The organism is Levilactobacillus tujiorum (genome assembly GCF_012641185.1).
In the GTDB taxonomy this organism is placed as follows: domain Bacteria; phylum Bacillota; class Bacilli; order Lactobacillales; family Lactobacillaceae; genus Levilactobacillus; species Levilactobacillus tujiorum.
The window spans coordinates 162,957-186,743 of record NZ_JAAXLK010000001.1 but is presented as its reverse complement, the minus strand read 5'-3'; the positions used below and the strand labels follow the sequence as shown (position 1 = coordinate 186,743).

Annotated in this window: 23 protein-coding genes; 12 read left to right on the top strand and 11 right to left on the bottom strand. The window is 48.9% G+C overall.

Features of this window, described 5'->3' with window-relative positions; all coding sequences use genetic code 11:
* Positions 1-255 precede the first annotated feature (255 nt).
* Positions 256-1,263 (bottom strand): NlpC/P60 family protein, encoded by a 1,008-nt coding sequence (locus HF569_RS12360; protein WP_168900967.1) that lies wholly within the window; start codon positions 1,261-1,263, stop codon positions 256-258.
* Between the two features lie 341 nt (positions 1,264-1,604).
* Between HF569_RS12360 and HF569_RS00810 the strand changes: the two genes are divergently transcribed.
* Positions 1,605-2,111 carry a DUF2798 domain-containing protein gene (locus HF569_RS00810; RefSeq protein WP_168900966.1) on the top strand — a complete coding sequence of 169 codons (507 nt, stop codon included), beginning with the start codon at positions 1,605-1,607 and terminating at the stop codon, positions 2,109-2,111.
* Positions 2,112-2,243: 132 nt separating this feature from the next.
* Here the strand turns inward: HF569_RS00810 and HF569_RS00805 are convergent, their stop codons facing one another.
* Entirely contained in the window at positions 2,244-2,510 is a 267-nt protein-coding gene (locus HF569_RS00805) for a Mor transcription activator family protein (RefSeq protein WP_168900965.1), read from the bottom strand.
* Positions 2,511-2,617: 107 nt separating this feature from the next.
* Positions 2,618-2,872, bottom strand: a complete 255-nt coding sequence (locus tag HF569_RS00800; RefSeq protein ID WP_168900964.1) for a Mor transcription activator family protein — start codon at positions 2,870-2,872, stop codon at positions 2,618-2,620.
* Positions 2,873-2,962: 90 nt separating this feature from the next.
* On the opposite strand from HF569_RS00800, the gene HF569_RS00795 reads away from it, so the two are divergent.
* A complete protein-coding gene (locus tag HF569_RS00795; RefSeq protein WP_168900963.1) occupies positions 2,963-3,922 on the top strand; it encodes a helix-turn-helix transcriptional regulator in 960 nt (319 codons plus the stop codon).
* Here HF569_RS00795 and HF569_RS00790 read toward each other — a convergent pair.
* Positions 3,901-4,182: a Mor transcription activator family protein gene (locus HF569_RS00790; protein ID WP_168900962.1), complete on the bottom strand. Its 282-nt coding sequence runs from the start codon at positions 4,180-4,182 to the stop codon at positions 3,901-3,903. The two genes, HF569_RS00795 and HF569_RS00790, sit on opposite strands and share 22 nt — an antisense overlap.
* 339 nt (positions 4,183-4,521) lie before the next feature.
* Between HF569_RS00790 and HF569_RS00785 the strand changes: the two genes are divergently transcribed.
* The 8 genes from HF569_RS00785 (at position 4,522) to HF569_RS00750 (ending at position 14,652) form a co-directional block, all read left to right on the top strand.
* Complete coding sequence (locus HF569_RS00785; protein WP_168900961.1) at positions 4,522-5,208, top strand: N-acetylmuramoyl-L-alanine amidase; 687 nt, start codon at positions 4,522-4,524, stop codon at positions 5,206-5,208.
* Between the two features lie 831 nt (positions 5,209-6,039).
* On the top strand, positions 6,040-6,843 hold the full coding sequence (locus tag HF569_RS00780; protein WP_168900960.1) for an SDR family NAD(P)-dependent oxidoreductase: 804 nt from the start codon (positions 6,040-6,042) through the stop codon (positions 6,841-6,843).
* 288 nt (positions 6,844-7,131) lie between these two features.
* Entirely contained in the window at positions 7,132-8,607 is a 1,476-nt protein-coding gene (aldA, locus tag HF569_RS00775; RefSeq protein WP_168850596.1) for an aldehyde dehydrogenase, read from the top strand.
* Positions 8,608-8,847: 240 nt separating this feature from the next.
* Positions 8,848-9,972: an NAD(P)-dependent alcohol dehydrogenase gene (locus HF569_RS00770; protein ID WP_168900959.1), complete on the top strand. Its 1,125-nt coding sequence runs from the start codon at positions 8,848-8,850 to the stop codon at positions 9,970-9,972.
* A 517-nt stretch (positions 9,973-10,489) separates the two neighbouring features.
* Entirely contained in the window at positions 10,490-10,843 is a 354-nt protein-coding gene (locus HF569_RS00765) for an MmcQ/YjbR family DNA-binding protein (RefSeq protein ID WP_168900958.1), read from the top strand.
* Between the two features lie 856 nt (positions 10,844-11,699).
* Positions 11,700-13,343, top strand: a complete 1,644-nt coding sequence (locus HF569_RS00760) for a peptide ABC transporter substrate-binding protein (RefSeq protein ID WP_168900957.1) — start codon at positions 11,700-11,702, stop codon at positions 13,341-13,343.
* Positions 13,344-13,486: 143 nt separating this feature from the next.
* Positions 13,487-14,014 (top strand): GtrA family protein, encoded by a 528-nt coding sequence (locus HF569_RS00755; RefSeq protein WP_168900956.1) that lies wholly within the window; start codon positions 13,487-13,489, stop codon positions 14,012-14,014.
* A gap of 68 nt (positions 14,015-14,082) precedes the next feature.
* On the top strand, positions 14,083-14,652 hold the full coding sequence (locus HF569_RS00750; protein WP_168900955.1) for a cadmium resistance transporter: 570 nt from the start codon (positions 14,083-14,085) through the stop codon (positions 14,650-14,652).
* A gap of 74 nt (positions 14,653-14,726) precedes the next feature.
* Here HF569_RS00750 and HF569_RS00745 read toward each other — a convergent pair whose 3' ends face one another.
* The 3 genes from HF569_RS00745 to HF569_RS00735 all read right to left on the bottom strand — a co-directional run bounded on the left by HF569_RS00745 (position 14,727) and on the right by HF569_RS00735 (position 17,005).
* Entirely contained in the window at positions 14,727-15,341 is a 615-nt protein-coding gene (locus HF569_RS00745; protein ID WP_168900954.1) for a LysE/ArgO family amino acid transporter, read from the bottom strand.
* A 123-nt stretch (positions 15,342-15,464) separates the two neighbouring features.
* The gene (locus tag HF569_RS00740; protein WP_168900953.1) at positions 15,465-16,061 is read right to left on the bottom strand and encodes a sugar O-acetyltransferase; all 597 of its coding nucleotides are present in this window, start codon (positions 16,059-16,061) and stop codon (positions 15,465-15,467) included.
* A 59-nt stretch (positions 16,062-16,120) separates the two neighbouring features.
* Positions 16,121-17,005 carry a LysR family transcriptional regulator gene (locus HF569_RS00735; RefSeq protein WP_168900952.1) on the bottom strand — a complete coding sequence of 295 codons (885 nt, stop codon included), beginning with the start codon at positions 17,003-17,005 and terminating at the stop codon, positions 16,121-16,123.
* A gap of 137 nt (positions 17,006-17,142) precedes the next feature.
* On the opposite strand from HF569_RS00735, the gene HF569_RS00730 reads away from it, so the two are divergent.
* Together HF569_RS00730 and HF569_RS00725 are read left to right on the top strand one after the other, a co-directional pair.
* A complete protein-coding gene (locus HF569_RS00730; protein WP_168900951.1) occupies positions 17,143-18,783 on the top strand; it encodes a malolactic enzyme in 1,641 nt (546 codons plus the stop codon).
* Positions 18,784-18,946: 163 nt separating this feature from the next.
* Positions 18,947-19,918: an AEC family transporter gene (locus HF569_RS00725; protein WP_168900950.1), complete on the top strand. Its 972-nt coding sequence runs from the start codon at positions 18,947-18,949 to the stop codon at positions 19,916-19,918.
* A gap of 361 nt (positions 19,919-20,279) precedes the next feature.
* On the opposite strand, the gene HF569_RS00720 is transcribed toward HF569_RS00725, so the two are convergent.
* The 4 genes from HF569_RS00720 to HF569_RS00705 form a co-directional block, all read right to left on the bottom strand.
* On the bottom strand, positions 20,280-21,152 hold the full coding sequence (locus tag HF569_RS00720) for an aldo/keto reductase (RefSeq protein ID WP_168900949.1): 873 nt from the start codon (positions 21,150-21,152) through the stop codon (positions 20,280-20,282).
* A gap of 78 nt (positions 21,153-21,230) precedes the next feature.
* Entirely contained in the window at positions 21,231-21,593 is a 363-nt protein-coding gene (locus HF569_RS00715) for a nuclear transport factor 2 family protein (protein WP_168900948.1), read from the bottom strand.
* Between the two features lie 35 nt (positions 21,594-21,628).
* Positions 21,629-22,231 carry an NAD(P)H-binding protein gene (locus HF569_RS00710; RefSeq protein WP_168900947.1) on the bottom strand — a complete coding sequence of 201 codons (603 nt, stop codon included), beginning with the start codon at positions 22,229-22,231 and terminating at the stop codon, positions 21,629-21,631.
* A 91-nt stretch (positions 22,232-22,322) separates the two neighbouring features.
* A complete protein-coding gene (locus tag HF569_RS00705; RefSeq protein ID WP_168900946.1) occupies positions 22,323-23,663 on the bottom strand; it encodes an MFS transporter in 1,341 nt (446 codons plus the stop codon).
* Positions 23,664-23,787: the final 124 nt, after the last annotated feature.

Below are 23,787 nucleotides of genomic sequence, written 5' to 3'. Positions count from 1 at the left end.
TTAACCCTCCTACTCTCTAAATGCCATTGCCGTTTACATGGATTAAGATAGCAGGCCTAAGTCAATTTTATGCAAAATTAATGTATAAGCTTTGTAAAACTAAATTAATAGTTATAACTAACTATTTTTAAAATAACTATAATCAAGTTAATGATTAACTGGTTAATTTTTTTACAACTGATCCCCTAAATAAAAAGCGGCGAGTCTCCCAATTATCAGAGAACTCACCGCTTATTTCAACTGCCTCAACGATAACTAGCCAACCACGCGACGAACGTTATGGTTAAACCGGGTCTTCCAATGCGGGTCATTCAGGCTGGAAATGCCCACGCCCCCTGTATCTGCGCTGGGAGAGTCATGCAAGAAGAGCTTATTGCCCAGGTAGATCGCGACGTGACAATTCTTTCCTTCATCCTTGTCGTTAAAGAAGAAGATGTCCCCACGCTTCATGTGACTGGCCTTGATCTTCCGGCCCATATGAACCAACGAGTACGTGGTACAACTCCCCGTCGGTCCTAACCGCACTCCGGAGCGCGCATAGATCCAGTGAATAAAGGATGAGCAATCAAACCGCCGACTAGCGATGCTGGCACTGGTCCGGCCGCCACCCCAATCGTATTTGGACTTACCGACCAGCGCTGAACCAGTCTTAATCGCCTTTTCAACCTTTTTAATATTACCCTTCAAAGCGGCTGTATTAAACGCCAGATACTTGCCACGAATCCAATAATGTCTATTGCCGGCTTTTAATCGGTAATACCCGGTGCCTGTGTTGATCTCAGCACGCCGGTCCACGTGGTACCAGTGACCTACCAGCTTCTTGGTGCTGGTACTGCCCGTAACCTTAGCCCCTTTCAGGCCCCAAGGCTTGTTGTACAACAGAATATGCTTCTTGCTAACCTTCATGTCATAATTCAACTTCCCGTTATACCGCAGCCACTTGTAAAACGCATCCCGATTAATCCAGCCGTACTGCGTTTTGAAGAACACCCCGTGGCCATTCTTGGCTACCCGCGAAATCTTAAAATGATGTTCATACATGTGTTTTGCCGAGGCGGATCGTTTCATCCCCGACGTATACAACTTATGGTAAAACCCGTACTTCGTATGATACAGCGTCCGTGAGCTCTTGTAGCTCTTGTTATAAACGGTCTTATCCGCCGTATTCTTCGCAGCTGCTGGTACGGCTGGCTGAACCGCCAAGCCGACCACCATCACCAGTAACGCGACGAGACCACCCAATATGTATGTTACCCGATGCACACTAATCACTCCCACATAATAATCATTTTGTTATTAAATAATGAATGCAGGATAATCGTACGCGTCCTGGTTGGTCGGCGGTAACGCGGTTTACCTTGTAAAATTCCTTATCTTTTGTGGGCATTTTCGTAGTATGTAAGCACTCTAGCCTAGTTACATTCACCCTCTTTAAAAATAAAACGTTGTTTATCTGGCTTTGGCGTTGATACGACCCGCCCCTCTAATTTCATGGCGCCCACATTCCCCTGAATTTTTCAGGTATTTTCAAAATAAAGCTTACGAAATGAAACCAAACATGGTATGCTAACAGCTCGTGGGAAATTCAAACGAGGAGCAACATAATGCCTAGAAATTTTAAAGAAGAACTTTTATTCACCGCCGTTATGGCAGGACTCATGGTCCTGGTCATGGCTGGCTACAACATCGCCTTAGCGGATGGCTTCTCTCATCACTTCATTCGTGAAGTCCTGACGGGATATCCATTAGCGCTCCTAGTCGCCGCAATCTGCGACCTAGGAATCATCGGCCCCAGCGTAAAGGCTATCTTCTTCAAGTTCATTTTGAACGATTACATGAAGAAAAAACAAATCCGTATCGCCCTGACTATCTCTTGCATGATGGTGGTCGGGATGGTCACGCTGATGTCCCTGTTCGGCATGATTGTCACGCAAAACTTTGGTGGCAACGCCCTGCTGACTTACCTGCACACCTGGATCTTCAACTTATTCATGGCCCTACCACTGCAATTAATCGTGGTCGGTCCCATTGCTCGCGCCATCCTGGGTGCCGTTCAGAAGAAGACCACACCAGCTACCGAAAAGCTCGAACCCGAATCACTCAACGATTAATCTAACTAAACGTCGCCGCTACCATTCAGTGTAGGGCGGCGTTTTTTTTTCGGTGTCCCACGCCACCGAAATCACGTAAAAGGACCCGAGGCTAGCCTCGAGTCCTTTTTGCTAGGGTATTTCCTCGCGCGTTTACGATGAGTGGTGCTCGCGTGACTGCTGGATCATCTGCCGGACCCAGCGCTGCGAATAATCATACTTGCGGGTCAGCTGGGCCATGTTGTGACCGTCATATTCCGCTACAATCTGCTGGGCCACTTTATCCCGATTGTAGAGCCGCATGGGAAACGACACTTGTTGTCCCCGGTATAAATCAAATATTTTCAACATGAGTTCCTCGCCCACCAGCGCGTATAACTGGGCATAGGACTCCTGCAACAACTCTTCCCGTACTTTCATCCGAACCGTCTCCCTTTTGACTGAACTTATCCTTCAACAGATTAACAGACGCTGCCTGCCGGGGAAAATAACTTTAGCCAGCAACGTCACTGGCAGTTTGCAGGGAACTAGTCTTTCGTTTGCGCTAAAATTCTGCGAATAGTGCGACTCGAATACTGATGACGGCGAGCTAATTCAGCAACGCCCATGCCTGAGCGGCGTTCTTGTCGAATCTGCACGGCCTCCAGCTTCGGATCCCATAACCGTTTAGGAAAGCTCACCTGCGAGCCACCATAATAACGCCATAACTTCCGCGTCGCCGTGGTACCCACGATACTTGCCATTTCGCGATACAGCTCCTGCCAACCCACGACCTCATCCATAACCTTCGCCTCACTTGCCTACTGATTGACCCCAGTCTACAATGACAAGTAGACGGATTTTGTCCACTAACTAAAAAAGGAGACTTCTTCATGAATGCCGCTTACCGCCAACTCACCATCTTTCAAGCCTTGATGACTGGTCACATCGTCAGCAAGGCTGATCTCGCCACCCAATTTCGGGTAAGCCCGCGCGTCATTCAGCGTGACCTCAGCCAAATTCGCCAGTTTATCGCCGAACAACACTTATTCTATGAGCTGGTCTATCGGCGCCAACTCGGCGGTTATCAACTCATCACGACCCAGACCACCGTTTCCAAGCAGGCTATCCTGGTCTTAATTAAGATTGCCCTTGCCAGTCGGGCCCTGACCCGCGCTGAGATGACACAGACCATCGACGGCCTACTAGCCCTGATCTCACCGAAAGATCAAAGTGAGATTACACCTATTATTAAAAACGAGCGTTTCTATTATCAACCGCTCCAGCATGAGCAACCCCTACTCGCTTTAATCTGGCAGCTCAGTCAGTACATTACTCAAAAACAAGCCATCACGATCACCTATCAGCGGCAACACCGCGACCTGGTCACCCGGACCATTCTGCCCGCGGCGATTATCTTTTCCGAATATTATTTCTACGTGATTGCTTACAATCCCAAATATCAGCACAACCTGTTCTATCGCATCGATCGTATTCGTCATCTCCAAACGACCAGCCAAACGATTGCCCGTCAGCGCGGCGAACGCGTGGAAGAAGGCGAGATGCGCCAATACCTCCAGTACATGCAGCCGGGAAAGAAAATCACCCTCGAATTTAAATTCTGGGGAATTCCCGAGGCCGCGTTGGATCGTTTCCCAACGGCGAAGATAACCGCCCGCTATCCCGATGAAGGCGCCGTTCTCATTACTACGACCACCTTTGATACTGGCGCCAAAATGTGGCTACTCAGCCAAGGCGCGAACGTCCAAGTCCTAGCGCCACAAGACTTTGCCGCAGATATTCAAACGGAACTCAATCAAATGCTGGCCCGCTACTCGGCGTCGTCCGTCTGATCCGCCTGCTCACGGTGTTTCTGAATGATCTGCCGAATCCAGCGCTGGGAATAATCGTATTCCTTAGTTAACTGGGCCAGATTGTGCCCGTCGTATTCATTAACAATTTGCTCCGCCACCTTATCGCGGTTGTAGAGGCGCATTGGAAACGAGATTTGTCGTCCACGGTACATTTCATAGACCTTTTCCGTCAGTTCTTCACCTAATAATTCATACAGTTGTGCATAAGATTCCTGCAATAAGTCCACCCGCATTGCCATGTTAAACTTCCTCCTTATGTTAAGGTTCTTCGTCATTAACAGCGTAGCAAACGTGTAAGGCGAGTGAAAATGTGGTCTGCCTTAACTTCCACACGTAGGCCGTTTTGCATTATGCGTTTAAAAGTTCCTCACAGTTGCGGGTGATCGGGGTTAGACGACCCCCCTTCAGTAATTGGATAATAATCACGACCGCTACTGCCACAACTATTAATACTTCCAGCGACTCCTTAGTGAATTATGCATTGAATAATGCCATCCTTGTGTAAGTCGGGCTACCTTAATTACCGCTTTAAGTGTATGATTAAACCGGTTAACAAAACATTAAGGGAGTCGATTTGGATGAAACACCACTGGAAATTCGGTCTAATCGCGGGTATGATGCTGCTTTTACCCCTAGCATTGGCCACAACCACGATCACGACTGCAAGTGCCGCCGCCAAAAATACGACGACTAAAACAGCTAAAAAAGCCAAGCCTAAGGCCAAGAAACATTACCTCATCGTCATGGGCCACGGTGCTGGTGATCCGGGTGCTCGCGGCAACGGGACGACAGAAGCGACCTTTTTACGCAAGCACATGCTGCCCCAATTACGGAAATACGCTAAGAAAGTTAAGGGGAGTACGATCACCTTCTACAATCCCAAAAAGAACCTGGTGAGTGATACCCTTTACCACCACAAAGGGTCTTATAAGATCAACAAAAAGGCGACGGTAATCATGTTCCACTTGGATGCTCCCGCCGGCCACGGTGGTCACGTCATTATCCACAAGAAGCACCCCACGAAGCGTGATCGGCGTTTAGCGAAAGTGATTAAAAAGTATGTTGGGCTGAACAAGGCCTACAACGGCTACAGCTACCGGACGAACCTTCGTAATTGCAACGTACTACGGCGCCGGGGGATTGATTACAGTTTAGTAGAATCCGGATTTATTACTAATAAATCCGACGTAAAGCACCTTAAGAAACACATGGCCAAGATTGCCAAGGCAGATATCGAAGCCATCACTAACGAACACATTAAATAAGCCACTGCTAGTTTAATTATTTGATTAAAGGTTGAAACTTTAAAAGGCTCTTTAAGGGCTGTGGCATTACGCTTGAACAATAGATAAACAGATAATTCCTGCCGCCTTGCCGTTCGCCAAATTTGAGCTGGAACGCTGTGGGGAGGACGGCTAGAGCCATAGAACGGTCTCTAGCCTCGCTTTGACCCGAAGAACACGTGTCAAAGTCGCCATTTACCAAGAAACCCACTTGGTAAAACCCACGGCTGAGCTCAAATTTGGCTCACTCACGGCTACGTGGTTGTTGTCAGCTACTATTGTCTAAATACTGACGTGCCAAGTGTTTAAACCAATTTGTTAGTCAAAGACTAGCTTAACCGGAGGAGGACAGAGGTGGAGCCAGCTGTGTCAACGGTGTTAGCCGATTCTCGGCTTACAGCGTGGGACGTGTTTGGAGATCGGTGAACTTCCGAGCTTCAAACCGAGCCGGAGGACCGCTTCTCAGGCCGCAGGCGATCCCCACAGCAGGCGGAATCTCTGCCCGGGTTTAGGCTATTTTTCAGACTAAAATCCCTGTCACTTCAGCGTTGATAATGATTTTAGTCCTTTCAAGTTATTTGAGTTAATCAGTATCACTCGAGGTTGGGATAAACATCCCAGCCTTTTTTCATAGCATCAATCCTGACTTCGTGACTCACGTTCACCTGTTACCCGTTTAATTCGGTCATTCAACAAATATTAGCATTATTAATCACTTTCATTGCCCCACCCCGATGGAGCTGTTATGGTAACTTTAGGCGCAGAGTGTCTCTTAAAAACTCTGCGTAATTACTAACCATTGGAGGTTCCATTATGACAAAAACTGCCGTTGTCCTTGGTGCCGGTTCTGGCTTTGGCCTCGCGATTGCACGAGCCTTTAGTCAGGCCGGCGTTCATCCTATTCTAGTTGCCCGTAACGCTCAGAAATTACAAACCTTGACCGAACAGCTCCACACAGAAGGCTTAATGGGCGATTGGATTGCCGCGGATGCGACTAATCCCGACCAGACGGCCAACATGTTTCAGCAGGTCATCCGTCAATTTGGCTCCCCCCAAACCCTCGTCTACAACGTGGCCGACACCACCCTCGATGATCCCCTCAACACCCCCATCACCGATATTCAGCAGCGCTTCACGACCAATGTCGTTGGCGCCATCATTGCTGGTCGCCAATTTCTCGACCTAACGACGCCCGATCTGCCACGCAATCTCCTCTTTACTGGTGGTGGCGCGGCCCTTCATCCCGATCACAGTACGACGACGCTTTCCCTGACCAAAGCTGCCCTCCGTAGCTACGTGCTTTCCCTCGCCGATGCCTTTCACGACACCGATACTTACGTCGGTCTCGTCACCATTCAAGGCATCGCCGGGACCAGTGAAGCCATGCGCCCCGCTAACGTTGCCCAAGTCTACGTTAAGGCCACGCAACAGCGCGATACCGCTGAGATTCTCTACCCAGCGACCCCCGTTAACTCCCCCTCAGAATTCGATCAGCTCCGCAAAGTGGTTGCCGATCCAGCTCAACTGCATGATTTCTTGAGCCAACATCCTACTGCCGCTAATTTTCTGCAAACCCATCCTGAATTCCTAGCACCAAACGTCCCCGATAAAAATTAGTTTAGAAAGTTTGCTACAAAACTTTCCGAAATAGCTCAGCTTTAGTCGCCCTTGACATCTCGTAAATTTCAATCTTGATTTTGACCGAATTTTATTGTGAATCAATTTGCAATTAATCGGAAAACGAGCTATAACGAAAGTGATTAATCAATGAACACGCGCGTTTAGTTTGATTACATCTTGCTCATTTTATAACAATCTGTGACTTTTTTCGTTTGCTATCCAGCTATATTCTTAGATATTGCATTGACCAATAAAGCCCTATTGGGAAAGGAAGTATTTCGTATTATGACACAGAACTCCGTTGCATTGAAACACTATCAAATGTACATTAACGGTGAATTCAGAGACTCCAAGTCAGGCAACCTGATCACCGTCATTAATCCAGCTACTGGTGAACCCATTTCCACCGTCCCTAGCGCAACGCTTGACGAAACCCGTGAAGCGATTGATGCCGCTTATGAAGCACAAAAGTCCTGGAAGAAAGTTCCTGCCGCAACCCGTGGCCAATACCTACACGATGTGGCGACTGAAATTCGCAAGGACGCCGATCATTTAGTTGCCATGCTCCAAGAAGAACAAGGCAAGATCAAGTCATTAGCCACCACTGAAATTCTCTTCTCCGCAGACTATTTCGATTACATGGCGAGTGCATCCCGGACTTATGAAGGGGAAATTCTTCAATCCGACAACGCCAACGAAAGTATTATGATCGACAAACAACCAATTGGGGTTGCTGCCGGAATCTTACCTTGGAACTTCCCATTCTTCCTAATTGCCCGGAAGATGGGGCCAGCTTTGGTCACCGGGAACACCATCGTAATGAAGCCAAGTACCGACACGCCTAACTTAGGTCTAGAATTTGCCAAGATCGTTGAAAAAGTTGGAATTCCTAAGGGTGTTGTTAACATTATCACCGGTCCTGGTGCCGTCATCGGGGACGAATTATCCAAGAACAAGAAGATTGGCATTATCAGTTTGACCGGTTCCGTTAACTCCGGGAAGCGTGTCATGGCTGCTGCTGCCACTCACATGGCTAAGGTTTCCTTGGAACTTGGTGGGAAAGCACCCGCTATCGTCTGCAAGGATGCTGACATTGATTTGGCCGTTCAATCCATCATCGACTCGCGGGTCGACAACAACGGGCAACTTTGCAACAACTGTGAACGGGTTTACGTTCAAGAAGACATCGCTGACGAGTTCACTAAGAAATTAGCCACTAAGATGGGCGAAGTTACTGTCGGCGATCCAATGAAGCACGAAGACATCGGCATGGGTCCACTGATCAACCAAGCTGCCTTGGATAAGGTATCTGGCATGGTCGATCGCGCCGTTGAAGCTGGCGGTAAGCTAGAAACTGGTGGTCACGTGGTTAAGATCGCTAAGGGCTTCTACTTCGAACCAACCGTTATTAGTAACGTCAAGCAAGATTCCGAAATTGTTCAAGACGAAATCTTTGGCCCAGTTCTGCCTGTCTTAACCTTTAAGACGTTGGACGATGCCATTGACATGGCTAACGACAGTGACTTTGGATTGACCTCATCCATCTTTACTGAAAATATCGATAACGCCATGCGGGCTTCCAAGGAACTTGAAGATGGTGAAACTTACATCAACCGCTTTAACTTCGAAGCCATGAATGGGTCTCACTCCGGCTGGAAGGAATCCGGTATTGGTGGTGACGATGGGAAGCATGGGATTGAAGAATTCCTGAACACCCACGTTGTCTACCTGCAAGGCCATCCTGAAAAGGCCAATGGTTAATCATAGTCCCGAAAAAAGATAATTCATGGTTGGATTATCTTTTTTCCTGTGGACGCTAGAAAATTAGTCTCACCTGATCGTCACAGAAGTGGCGTTTAACCGCGTCACAAGAGCTGGTGTGACGATATCCAATTTCACATAAGCGTGAGCTAATCTTTCTGTAAGCGTTTACAGTAATGACAATTTGTGTGATAATTAACTTGTACAATAACTTAAATTCAATTCGAGGTGCCGAAAATTATGAAGATTAAAGCTGCTGTTGTTGATAAACAAAATGCTGATTTTGACATTCGTGATGACGTCGAACTGGCTAAGATGGGCCCAGATGATATCCAAGTCCACATGGTTGCCAGTGGGATTTGCCACTCCGATGAAGCCCTGCGTACCGGGGTTGCGGTTATCGACTATCCAATTGTTCTGGGTCACGAAGGCTCTGGGATTGTCGAAAAAGTTGGGCCCGAAGTTACGCAATTTAAGCCCGGCGATCACGTTGTCTTGAGTTTCTACGGTTGTGGGAACTGCAAGAGCTGCTTGAAGGGGATTCCAACGCAATGTGAAAACTACGCTGCCAACAACCTTTCTGGGGTTCGTCCAGATGGGACGGCGCACTTCACTGAAAATGGTCACAAGGTGGCCGACATGTTTGACCAAAGTTCCTTCACTTCAACTACGGTGGTTCGTGAACGGAACGCCGTTAAAGTCGACAAAGACTTAGACTTGCGGGGCTTAGGTCCTCTGGGCTGTGGCTACGTCACTGGTTCTGGGACTGTTCTCAACACCTTAAAGCCAAAGCCTGGTGACACCATTGCCGTCTTTGGGACCGGTGCCGTTGGGTTGGCCGCTATGATGGCCGGCCGCATTTCCGGTTGCACCAAGGTCATTGCGATTGATATCGTCGACTCTCGTTTGGAATTAGCCAAAGAACTTGGCGCTACCGATGTCATCAACAGTAATAAGGTTGACGACGTGGTCAAAGCCGTTCAAGACATCACCGGTGGTTACGGTGTCAACTACGCTGTTGACACGACCGGGGTTGCTAGCGTGATCTCCAACTCCATCAATGCCTTAGCACAAGGTGGGACTTCAGCTGCCATTGCTGTGACGAACCACCACATTGACTTGGATACTTGGAATGACCTCTGTGTCAACGACAAGAGTGTCATTGGGGTCAACATGGGTGACTCCATTCCTCAAGTTGACATTCCACGGTTGATTGAATTTAGTAAATTAGGGATGTTCGACTATCAAAAGACTGAAAAGTTCTACAAGTTCAGTCAAATTAACGAAGCCAACGCCGACTCTGTCTCCGGTAAGACGATCAAGCCAGTCTTGATCATCGACGAAGACTACGTTCCCGGCAAATAAAGACTGAGTATTATCGAAAAAGCCCGGTAGACGGATGCAGTGACATCAGCCTGCTGGGCTTTTTGTGTACCCGCCGTTGACCTTGGCCGGGTTAACTTCTAGACTAAACTTAATAATTACAGTGGTTCTAACGTTGAGCAACTTGGTGGTTCCTTGCGCCTTACCGGTCAGCAGATATGGGCTGGATCGGTGCGAACACAACTTGAAGCCTCGAAAGCCCCGAGTCTACAAGCTTGGTTTTCTACTAAGCCAGTAAGAAATTCGCTTACTGACTAAGTAGAACGACGCGCCTGAGCCCATATCTACTGACCTCACGGCTGACACAGTACGTCTAGGCAACTGGAGTGATGACAGTTACAGTCATTCATTATCAATCGCAGCCCAAACGCAAAGTAGCCACAGCTCCCAACTATTGCTATGGTAGAACACAATCAAAGCCGGAGTATCGTTAATTTAGGCCTTGATTAACTCGTCACCGATCGTCTTTCGTACTCATCAAACTAGGAGGTTTCATGTTATGGCAACTCGCCAAACCGTCATTGATTACATCACGAACAACTACGCCGCCGAACCCGTCTACACGTTTAAAAAATTCCCTGACTACGCGACTTTTAAAACACCGCAGGGCAAGTGGTTCGGTCTACTCATGAACGTCCCGCAATCCAAGCTAGGCCTGCCTGGGACAGCAGAGATTGACGTCATTGACCTCAAGGTTGATCCCGAGCTTGCCGGCATTCTCCGCCAGAAGCCCGGCTATCTCCCGGCTTACCACATGAATAAAGAGCATTGGCTCACGGTTCTACTCAACGAGCAAACGGATGACGCCACGCTCAAGCAATTGATTGATGATAGCTACAACACCGTCAACTAATTATTAATAGTTAGACCGTGTTAAAAATTATTACCAGAGATCGAGAGGTGATGATCACCGACCAAAAAGCCCGCTAAACCCATCACCTGCGGCCTGGGAAACGGTCCTCCGGTTAAGCTAGTCTTTGATTATCAAATTCGTTTAAACATGAGATTCATTGGTATTTAACCAATGATAAATGCCACCTCCCGTGTAGCCGTGAGTGAGTCAATTTTGGGCTCATCCGTGGGATTTACCAAGCGTCTTTCTTGGTAAATGGCGACTTTGAGACGTGATCTTCGGCTCAAAGCGAGGTTCGAGACCGCTCTATGGCTCGGACCATCTTACCCACAGCGCTCCAGCCCAAAATTGGCGAACGGCAAGGCGGCGGCTTCAGCTTTTAATAATTAGTGCGCGCACCAAAATAATTTTAAATTGTCGGTTGACACTCACCTTTTTGCGGGGTACACTAGCCTCAATTCAATAAATCGTCCGAAACAAACCATTGAAGTGGAGATCAAGATTATCGTGCACGTCAAGAGAGTCGTCGTTGCTGAGAGTACGGCCGAACGCAGATAGTTAAATGGACCACCGAGGGCTTCCCCGAAATTTTGAGAGTACGGGAAGACGTGCGACATACGTCAGTTGTCAGGGAAATGTTAGTTTCCTGTGGAGAGGGATGGGGTCCGTCTATTTGACGACGACCCATCTAATTAAGGTGGCACCGCGGTTAAAACCGTCCTTAACACATTGGCTGTTGAGGGCGGTTTTTTGCATACTTTTAAGTTAACCGAGGAGGACACTCACATGATCAAACGATGGCAAAACTCAATGTTATTTCTAACCCAGACACTAACTAAATTTGGAGGAATACATCATGAGTTTATTAGATCACAAGAAAGCTTTATTACTTTGTACCGGGATCATCTTAATCGGCGGCGGGATCTTTGCCGTCACCGCCCACTCGAAAACAACTAAGACTACTGCAGATCAACACCTCAACTTATACCAGACCGCGACTATTTCCAGTCTCGACGTAGCCAAGATTACGGACAACATCTCTAGTAACGCGCTCAGTCAGGTCGGCGAAGGCTTGTATCGTCTAGATGCCAATAGCCAGGCCCAGAATGCCCTTGCCACCAAGACAACCGTCAGCGATCATGGTCACCAATACACCATCAACCTGCGTCACGACGGCAAATGGAGCAACGGCGATCCGGTAACGGCCCAGGACTTCGTTTACTCCTGGAGACGGACGCTGAATCCTAAGTCTAAGTCTGAATTTACCTATCAGTTTGCCAATATCAAGAATGCCAACGCCATCGCCGCCGGTAAGAAGTCGCCATCGACTCTCGGCGTGAAAGCCGTTGGCAAGTATCAGCTCAAGATTACGTTGAGTCAACCCGCCTCCTACTTCAAGAAGGTTCTGGCCAGCACAACGTACTATCCACTGGACGAAAAGGCAGTTAACAAATACGGGAGTAAGTATGGGTCATCCGCTAAAACAACCGTCTACAACGGCCCCTTCACGCTGACCAACTGGAGCGGTACCAGCGACAACTGGACCTTGAAGAAGAATCCGCGTTACGCTGATAAACGGGCGGTTAAACTCCAATCTATCAATTACAAAGTGATTAAAGATAACACGACGGCTTACAACTTATACCAGTCCAAGAAGCTCGACCAAGTTACCCTGAGCGGCGAACAGACGACGCAAAATAAGAACAACCCCGATCTCAAGTCCCTCGCTGCGGGTCGAATTGGCTTCATCCAATACAACGAGCACAATCGCATTGCTGCCAATAAAGACTTGCGGACGGCCATTTCACTGGCGATCAACCGGCAACAACTCACCTCAACTGTCCTGAAGAACGGGTCACTACCGGCCAAGACATTTGGCGTACGCAACATGATGAAGAATCCCCAGACCGGCGCTGATTTTACCGTCGATGCCAACCTCAAGGGCACCATGGATTATGCACCCAGCCAGGCTAAACACCTGTATCAACGGGCACTAAAACAGTTGGGCAAAAAATCCGTCACGCTGACCATCACCTGTGGTAACGATGACGCCAGCCAAAACATCGCCGAATTTGTTCAGAGTGCGATCACCAGCAAACTCGGAGCCAAAGTAGACGTCCGAGCAATGCCTTTCCCATCCATGCTCAGTAACGTTTCCAAGGGGAACTTCCAACTTAACCTGACCAGCTGGGGCATGGATTATGCTGACCCGATTCAATCGCTTCAAATCCTCCAATCAACCAACAATTCCAACATGGGCCACTACAACAGCAAGACCTATGACGCTGACCTTCAGGCAGCTGACGGCCGCGATGCGTTGAACAAGACCGCCCGGTACCACGATCTCGTCAAGGCCGCCCAAACGGCCCTCAAGGATCAAGCCGTGACGCCGTTATATGAAAGTCGGACTAGCAGTCTGGTCAACCCCAAGGTTAAGGGCGTTGTCTATAATAAATTTAATGGAGACGCTGACTACCGCAATGCTTACGTTGCCAACTAACTCTTTCTTTGCAGTGATGGTCAAAAACGGTATAATTAAATCAGGAACTTAATTACACGTTTTCATAACTCGGGTTGGCCGCTGAAAACTTTCGTGACGGTCCTGCCTCAGGGTTAAAACGTCACAGAAAGGTCTCAGAAGTTATGGAGAGTCAATCAGAAAAGACGCCACTGCGGCATAATCACTATCCCACTACCGAAGCGGAGTATGAAGCAGAGTTAACTGAAACGGAAGCGGAGTTCGAGGAACAACTAGAAGAAGTTGAAGAAAAGGTCCACGGCCAAGTTCAACGCTACCTCCTCTTTGGGGCGCTGACGGTGGTTGTCAACATTGCCTTATTCTACTTTCTCTCCCACACGCTGGGCATTGAATACCAATTAGCCAACTTTATTGACTGGGTTTTGGTGGTTCAAGGGTCCTTCTGGTTGGACCGGACTTTTGTCTTCAAGCACAAGTCCAATACGCCTTTCCGTGAGATGGGAACCTTTTACAGCACGCGGATTGCGACCTACCTTATTGAATTTGTCCTCCTATGGTTAGGGATTTCTGTGATGGGCGCCAACGGCACGATCACTAAGATCATTGGTCACGCGGTGGCCGTTACCGTTAACTACTTCCTATCAATGAAGGTTGTCTTCAAGCACAAGCCAGCCAAGGAAGCCACCAAGTAAATCAACATAAAGCGGTCATCTCGCTGGAGACGGCCGCTTTTCATTTTAAATAAAGGTTGGAACTACTCATGTCACTCGCACTATTCCTTACCAGTATCGGGATCTTCTTCGTCACCGACACGGATGATTTAATCGTCCTGTTGTTGCTCTGGCTCGCTGCCAAAGGCCGCGCCCAACGCCGTGCCATTATCATCGGCCAGTATTTGGGCATCACGACCTTAATTCTGGCCGCCTGGATTATCAGTCGGGGAATGCTTCATTTTAATATCACCCACTGGACCCACTGGCTGGGGCTGGTGCCCTTCATTCTCGGCCTGACGGGACTGATTAATTGGTGGTCGACGCGGCACCGGCACACGCCCCCACGCCTAACCCAGATCGTCAGCCTACCCGTCGTCTGGTCACTGACCATTGGTAACGGTGGCGACAATCTCAGCATCTATATTCCCTTCTTCACGCGATTAACCCTCACGGAATTTGGGGCCGTCTTGCTGGTCTTTCTAGCAATGATTGGCCTCTGGTTGTGGATCAGCCAGCGGTTGGCCCGCTCCGCGTCAGCGACGGCCTTCTTTGCACGGTTTGGCGCTTGGCTGTCACCGCTGCTCTTTATTCTGGTTGGTCTGATCATTCTCTTTTAAAATGTTTCATGTGAAACAAAACGGTTCGCCCGACAGTCTCATCTGTCGCGGCGAACCGTTATTTTTTATCATGTTTACCAGAACAATTGCCCCGCCTGCCAGAGGAGATAGCCCCCATAGAGCATGACCACAATTCCGGAAAGAATGTTGACCCACAACATTAACTTCTGCGGGAGCCGTTCCTTTAACAAGCCTAGCACCAGCGTGATTCCCGCAAACCAGATCGCCGTGGCCGTCACCACCCCGGTGATAAACGGCAAGACTTCTCCGTCAGCCAAGGTACTGCGCAAGGCGCCAAACATCAGGCTCGTGTCGATGATCGCCTGCGGATTGGCCCAGGTAACTACCCAGGCATTGGCCAGCGACTTGCCCATGGGCATGGCTTGACTGGAACTGGCCAAGCGAAAGCTACTGGCCGAGCGCAGGATGCCAAATCCAATCCACAGGACCAACAGTCCCCCAACCAACATGATCACGAGCTTCACGATTTCGTGGGACCCAATCAAGGCGCCCATCCCAAAGAACGCGGCCAACGTCAATGCCGTGTCGGCAAACCAAACCATCACGGCCACAATACCAGCCCGCGATAGTCGTTGATTAATGGCGTTGTTAAATACGAATAAATTTTGCATCCCGATTGACGAGACTAACGCGATACTTAATAACAGCCCGCGGAAAAACATCGACATAAACTTATATTCCCTTCGTTTCGTTCTATTTTAAGTGCACTATTTAAAGATGATACACCACCTGAATAAAAAAAGCAGCCCCAATGAGCTACTCCTGTCCCACGATTCAGTGTTCGGCCATTACTAAACCCAATCTTGGCCCGTGAAGCCCGTCTTATCCGCTGCTGTGATTGGCCGAATGACTTGGCACGGATTACCCGCCGCAATCACATTTGCCGGAATGCTGTGCGTCACGACGCTATTGGCCCCGATGATGGTGCCATCGCCGATCGTGACGCCGGGCATAACCGCAACGTTAGCCGCCAACCAGCAGCGATTGCCAATCGTAATCGGCTTAGCGATACAGCCACCCGTTTGCCGTTCGACTGGATCAAAGAGGTGATTGCTGGTATACAGCCCCACTCGTGGGCCAAACAAGACGTCATCGCCAATCGTGATCCGGCCACCATCCAACATGGTCACGTCATAATTGGCGTAGAAGTTCTGCCCCACGTGAATGTTCGCGCCGAACTCACAGCGAAAATTAGGGTTGACCACCGGATTGGCCCCGGCACTCCCCACTAAAGCGGCAAAGAGCCGGGCCCGTTCGTCCGAATCATCAGTCGCATTCAAGACATTCGTTTCAGTCGTTGCGCGATCTCGGGCAGCGATCAGCACGGGATCAAGGTCATCATACGGTTTACCCGTTGCCATATAAGCAAACTTTTCTGGTAAGTTCATCAGCGCCACTCCCTTTTACAGCCCATCATACAGGTTCTAAAAAAGCGGCGCAACTCGCCTCACTCTTCCAAAGTCCCCCGTAATACCGCCAATACCTGAGCTTGCGTCGGCGTCAAGACGTGCGAGGTCCGATATGCAATGCTCGAAATAAACTCGGGCTGTTCATCATCCAGCAAATCCAAGCGCACGACATCACTGCGCCGCTGATCGACCAATCCCGTGAGATAAGTCACGCCGACATTTTCCGCCACTAGATTCATAATAATGTGGGTATCTCTGGCGCGAAAGACCACGTCGGGCCGAAAGTGATTGCGCCGCGCTAGCTGATTAAAGGCCGTATCGTGGATAAAGCTGTTATTAAAGAGCACAAACTTTTCGTGGCGTAACTCGCTGAAATAAATCCGTTTGCGCTTCGCTAGGGGATGGCGCGCTGAGACAAAGATATTGAATGGTTTGCGGTCAAATTCCTCGGCGACCAACGTTTGATACGCCAACGGTTCCGTTGACCCCAGCAAGGCCAAATCCACTTGCCCATCGCGCAAAGCATTCCGTAACCAAATAGAGCCGCCATCGATCGTTTCGATATTTTCCAGCATCCCTTGTGCCTGCAAATGAGCGGCCACCCGTGGAAAGTAATGATTCTCAATAATTGGCGGTAACCCCAGGACTGTTCGTCGTTGGGTGAGTCGGTTAATCTCTTGGTGCGCCAAGTCCAGTCGCCTTAGAATTTCAGTGGCGTGAACGGCCAGCTGCTCGCCACTAGCGGTGACCGTGAGATCGTGATGGACGCGATCCCGTAGAAATAATTTAGTCGCAAATTCCGTCTCTAATCGCTTAATCGCCGTGGTAATCGTAGGTTGGGTGACGCCAAATTCTGCAGCAACTTGCGAAAAGTTTTTCAACTTAATTAAGCGGTCAAAATATGCTAAATCTTTGGTGTTCATTTTAAAATCCCCCTATGACGGTCTTGATAGGCCCATTATAAATTATTTTTATAACGACTGCCAGATTTGACTATGCTTTTTATCACCGTCTATAGTATGACTTGTAAAGTTAATCATGACTTGGAGGGATTTCATTTATGACCACAACCACTGCTTCAATCTTAAATAACCCATTTTTAAACAAAGGCACCGCGTTCACTCAGGCGGAACGTCAAGCCCTTGGCTTAGTCGGCACGTTACCTAGTCACGTTCAAACACTAGACGAACAGGCCACTCAAGCCTATGCGCAATTCCAAAACAAACCCAACAACCTCGAAAAGCGGATCTTCCTGATGTCCCTGTTTAATGAAAATCGGACGCTTTTCTTCCGCCTGATGGATGATCACGTGGTAGAATTCATGCCAATCGTCTACGATCCAACCGTAGCTGATTCCATTGAAGAATATAGCCACCTCTTCACTGACCCCCAAAACGCTGCGTTCATCTCCGTTGATGACCCCGACAATATCGAGGCTTCCCTGAAGAACGCCGCTGATGGCCGCGACATTCGTTTAGTTGTCGTTACTGATGCTGAAGGAATCCTTGGCATGGGCGACTGGGGCGTTAACGGTGTCGACATTGCCGTGGGTAAGTTGATGGTGTACACCGCCGCAGCCGGCATTGACCCGGCACAAGTGCTCCCCGTCAGCATCGACGCTGGGACCAACAATGAAAAATTATTGGCAGATCCCCTCTATTTAGGGAATCACCACAAGCGCGTCTCTGGCGATCAATACTACGACGTCATCGACCGCTTCGTTACCGCAGAACAGAAGCTATTTCCGGAATCACTCCTGCACTGGGAAGACTTTGGGCGTTCCAACGCGCAGGTCATCCTCGATAAGTACAAGGATAAAATTGCCACCTTTAACGATGATATCCAGGGAACTGGGATGGTCGTTTTAGCCGGGATTCTCGGTGCTTTGAACATCTCTAAAGAAGACATCAAGGATCAAAAATTCGTCACGTTTGGTGCCGGGACTGCCGGCATGGGAATTGCCAACCAAATCCTAGACGAATTGAAGCGGGCCGGTCTCTCCGAAGACGAAGCTCGCAAGCACTTCTATGCCGTTGACAAGCAAGGCTTGCTCTTCAATGACACGCCAGACTTAACTGCTGCCCAGAAGCCATTTACGCGTGATCGCGCTGAATTCGATAACGCCGACGACTTGACCAATTTGGCCGCGGTCGTTAAAACCGTGCACCCAACCGTATTAATCGGAACGTCCACGCAACCGGGCACCTTCACCGAAGACATCGTCAAGGACATGGCCGCTCACACGGAACGTCCCATCATCTTCCCCCTGTCCAACCCTACCAAGTTAGCCGAAGCAACCGCCGCTGACCTGATCAAGTGGACCGACGGTAAAGCGCTGATCGCGACGGGAATTCCCGCTAGTGACGTTGATTACAAGGGCACCACTTACCACATCGGCCAAGGCAATAACGCGCTGATGTACCCCGGCCTGGGATTCGGCTTGATCGCTGCTAAGGCGAAGGTCTTAAACGGCGAAACGCTCTCTGCCGCTTGCCACGCCTTGGGCGGTATCGTGGATACGACGCAACCAGGCGCCGCTGTTTTACCACCCGTTTCTCAACTGACCGAATTCTCACAAAAGTTAGCTGAAATCGTGGCGCAAAGCGTCGTTGACCAAAAGCTCAACAAGGAACCCATCGCCGACGCCAAGCAGGCTGTCGCTGAGATGAAGTGGGTCCCCGCATACCAAAACATTGATTAACCATTAACCAAAATCACAGTATGATCCTTGTGCCAGCAGGAGTTGGCTCTCTCAATTCCTGCTGGCACAAGTCATTCATAAGCATTGCATCCTATTTAATTGTGTCATTCATTTTAATTAATACTTTACCGTACCAAACATAAGAGAAAGAAGGCTGTCCCTCGTGGCTGTTTTATGGAATTCAATTCAAAGTGTCCTCGTCGTGGTCCTCATCATGATCCTTGGCTTCGTCCTTCGTCGCCAAGGCTGGTTCGATGACCAATTTGGCGGAACAATTTCTAAGTTTATCAAAAATATCGCACTACCCGCATCAATCTTTGTCTCCGTGTTGAGTCGCTTGACCCGCGGACAACTGGTTTCCTTTTCAGGTTACCTCGTCTATGCGTTTCTCGCGGTCATTATTGGCTATATCATTGCCTTCGGTTTAGTCCGAATCATGCACGTCCGGCCCGGGCGCAAAGGGATCTTCATCAACGCCATCGTCAACGCCAACACGATTTTCATTGGTTTACCCTTGAACATTGCGCTCTTCGGCGATCAAAGCATGACGTACTTTCTGGTCTACTATATCGTCAATACCGTCTCGACTTGGGCCTTCGGGGTCTTCTTGATTTCCAACGACGATCCTACCAAGCCGAAGGAAAAGCACCACAACCACATTAATTGGAAGAAAGTCATCCCCATGCCGTTAGTCGGCTTCCTGGTCGCATTAGTCTTCCTGTTGCTCAACATCCCCGTCCTCAAGGTCAGCTTTATTAATTCCACGCTGACTTACGTCGGTGACCTGGTGACGCCACTATCCTTAGTCTACATTGGGATTGTCTTGGCCGACGCCGGCTTGAAGAGTATTCACTTCGATCGCGATACGATCGTTGCCTTGCTGGGCCGATTCGTCCTCTCGCCAATCCTGATGGTCGGAGTCTTACTGGCCGCCGGGCACTTCGGGGCGACGTTCCCAACGATGGCTTCTCAAACGCTGATCGTCCAATCCGCTACGCCAATGTTAGCGGTACTGCCAATCCTTGCCAATGAAGCCCACGGTGATGTCGAGTACGCCACCAATGTGGTCACGACCAGTACCGTCCTGTTCATTGTTGTGGTACCAGTCCTGATGTCGTTGATTCAATTTATCTAGTGACTCACGAACCACTATCGTTAACTTTTAAAGAATAAGATTTTACGAAATAGAACACTTCCTGGCTGACCAAGCCGACGAAGTGTTCTATTTTTATGCGAAAATTCGTGAATCTCACGAGCGCTTTCAGTAACACACAAATAGCGGCGCATCCAACTAAGCCGCGCCGCTATTTGATCACTAAAAAATACTGCTGGCTCCCTTTTAACCTTTTAAGAGGGCTAGCAGTATTTTTGTATCCGATTCAATGACATATTCAACGGCAATTGCTTATAGTTGGTTGCCGCTAGTACTTAGTGTCATGGCTTAAAGTGGTAATAGCCGAAGGTATTTGTAATGGCTCACTTGTTTAACAAGCAACCTAATCCTGTGCGTGGACATCAAATGCACCTAACAGCTGCTCTTCAATGCCTGGTGCATCAGGATTATGGCGGCCTTTTCCTGTATCAAGCAATCGCAATTGATCCATCTCATCCGAGGTTAATTCAAAGTCAAAAATCTCTTGATTGCTTTTAATTCGGGACTCATGCACCGACTTAGGAAAGACGATAATTCCCTCTTGATGCTCAAAGCGTAGAATGACCTGCCCAGCGTCCTTACCATACTTTTCGGCTATGCGCAAAATGGCAGGTTCTTTCAATAAAGCCGTATTTCCCTGTCCAAGCGGGGCCCATGCTTCCAAAGTCACACCATCTGCTGCCATCAGCTTCCGTAACTCATGTTGCTGAAAATAGGGGTTAAATTCAACCTGATTGACTGCCGGTACCGTATCAAAACTGGGAATGACCTGTTGCCAAATCTTAGGCGTCATGTTCGACACACCAATCGAACGAATCTTGCCTACTGTCTTGGCTTCTTCCAGTGCTTGCCAAGCCTCGGTAACTTTACCATAAGGTTGGTGAAGCAAATACAAGTCAAGATAATCTAGTCCTAGTTTCCGTAACGAGTTGTCAATCGCTTTTTGGGCATCTTGATACGCATAGTCTTGTAGCCAAAGCTTTGATGTGACCCAAACCTCATCACGAGCAAGGCCGCTGTCACGAATCGCCTGACCAACTTCTTGCTCATTGAAATAGGCAACAGCTGTATCAATATGCCGGTAACCGGCCGCCAACGCTTTCTTAACCGCCTGATAGGTTGACCCATCGGCTGGAATCTGAAATGTGCCAAATCCAAATGAAGGAATTTCCTGACCATCGTTAAGTTTAAAATTAGGAATGCTTGTTTCGTTCATTTGCTCCATTCTCCTTTATAAAACCTCTTTAAGATTAGCGTTTAAGCATACAAATACATGCGGTCTCTAACGGGATGCTCAATAAGTCGTCACGACGGCCGCCACGATTTGCCACTTACCCTCAACCTTGCTGACCGTCATCACCGTGTTCAACGGCCATTCATGTTGCCGGCTTCCGTGAATGCTGGCCACAACGCGGTTTTGCCCGGTGACTTGCCAGCCATCCGCCGTCGCTTCCATCGTCACATGATCTTCCACCGATGAGAAATAGCGCATCGTGCCTTGTTTGATTTCACGTAACCACTCGGCGCGGGGCTGAACATAGCCCGTCATATGCGTCAACGTAAAGGTTGGTGCCAACAGCTGATCCAACGTCACGGTATCGTCTGCTGCCATCGCCGTATTGAAGGCACGATACAAGTTTAAAATTTCATCGTTCATTCATCGGACTTCCTTTCAGAACATCAAACGCCTCATTATTTCCGGTTAATGCCCAAACTATCACGAGAACCCAACGTCTCATCGTGAGCCAAGCGGACCACGAGATCCGCAATACTCTGGCGTGAAACGTCATGACCACCAAAAGGTTCCCCCTTCTTGGTCACTTGGTAATCCGTGTCACTGCCATTGTCAAACCAGCCCGGACGAATCACGGTGTAGTTGAGATCAGACGCCTCAACGACATCAGCGGCCGCACGATAACCTTGTAACATGGGATTGTTGCGCAGGTTACCACTGGCACCCAGACTTGCTGGAATTTCGTTATAAATTCCCATCGAGGCGATAAACAAGAGGCGTTGTACGCCCGCCACGTCCATGGCAGCTACCAGGCTCTTCGCCATACCAGATAAGTTTCCACTCAACGCTGCGAAAACCACGTCTTGCCCACGCAATGCCGTTTGCAACGTCGCTTCATCGGTCACACTGCCAGCAATTGCCTGTTCACGATCGGATAAACGGCCTAAACGGTCCGTGTTCCGGGCCATTAAAGTCAGCTGATCATCCGTGTGATCCAAGAAATATTGCCGCGTCACACTGCCGACTGACCCCGTTGCACCAATAATTAAAACGTTTGTCATGATTCATTTCCTCCGTTCATTTTTGAATACCGTTAGTATAGCCCCTTGCAGTAACTTCAAGGCAAGGTTTATTTAAAATTAATCTACTTTTTTATTTTGACCGCCGCTCACCCGGTACGATCAGCACGACAGCGGCAATCAGCGCGACCAGCAGTAAACCTGCTCCAACTAATATTGCGTGCTGAAAGCCTTCAACGTGACCACCAAATAGATCTTGGGTCGTCACCAGAATCGACAGGCCAACTGACCCCCCAATCTGATGCATGACGTTAACCACGCCAGAGGCAGCACCCGCGTCGGCTCCTTGGGTATGCGCTACGCCGGCTGCGGTAAAGGGACTTAACGAGAATCCCTGGCCGATTCCAATCACGACCATGGGCGCAGCAATCCCCCACCAGTAGCCAACAGACGAGGTGAACCCGCTTAACCACAACATCCCCACTGCGGTTAACGCAATGCCCGCTACCAGCAAGCCACCATTGCCCCATTTGGCAGTCAGTCTTGCCACCTGTAACGCTACGATAAAGTTAACGATGGTCAATGGGAAGAAGGCCACCCCTGCCATCAACGCACTAAAGCCTAATTGATTCTGCATCAGTTGCGGTGTGATAAACCAAAAGCCCATCATGGCGCCTAAATACAGAAAACGGCCAATATAAGCGCCGATTCGTTCGCGATCAACAAATAGTCGGAGTGGCATGATGGGTTGGGCTGTCCGACGTTCTTGATAAATAAACCCTGCCAAGCTAATCACGGCCACTACCAAGGCAAGTAGCCGCGCCTGATTCCCAATAATGCTGTAAACTAAGGCACTCATCCCCACCAAGGAGCTAAGCGTCCCCCACCAATCCAGGCGGCCGCCCTGGCCATGATCCAACCGTAAATGTTTAGCGGCCAGATAAAACATCCAGATACTAATCGGCACGTTCATGAAGAATCCCACGCGCCAAGTCAATAGACTAGCAAAGACGCCACCAATGACCAGACTAACACTAGCACCAATCCCGGCCATGGCGCCATAGTAAGCAATCGCTTTGACACGTTCGGCCCCTTCATAGGTGTCCATCAAAATTGCCAGGGTTGTCGGTGCTAAAATGGCTGACCCAATCCCTTGAAAAGCTCGTGCTGCGATAATCATGGGGGCATTAACTGCCAGTCCAACTAGCAATGACCCTAAACCAAAGATTATCAATCCCAATTGAAAGACGCGCCGCCGACCAAATAGATCTCCAGCACGACCGCCCAACAATAGGAAACCACCAAAAGTTAGTGAATACGCACTGCTAACCCAGGAAAGTGTCGCCTGGTTAAGTGCCAAGTCATGCGCAATCTTAACGGTTCCCGTAAAGATAATTGAATTATCCAGGAGAATCATAAAGTAGCTCATTAGAATAACCAACAGAATCCAATCAAACCTTTTTCGTTGTGCCATGTCATTACCTCTCGTTCTTCAAGTGAATGATTAGGAGTTTAGACCTTCATCTGTACTTCAAGGCAAGACTTATTTTTCACTTTTTAAAAATACTTGTTAGTTATTAGACGGGCATTAGTTATTA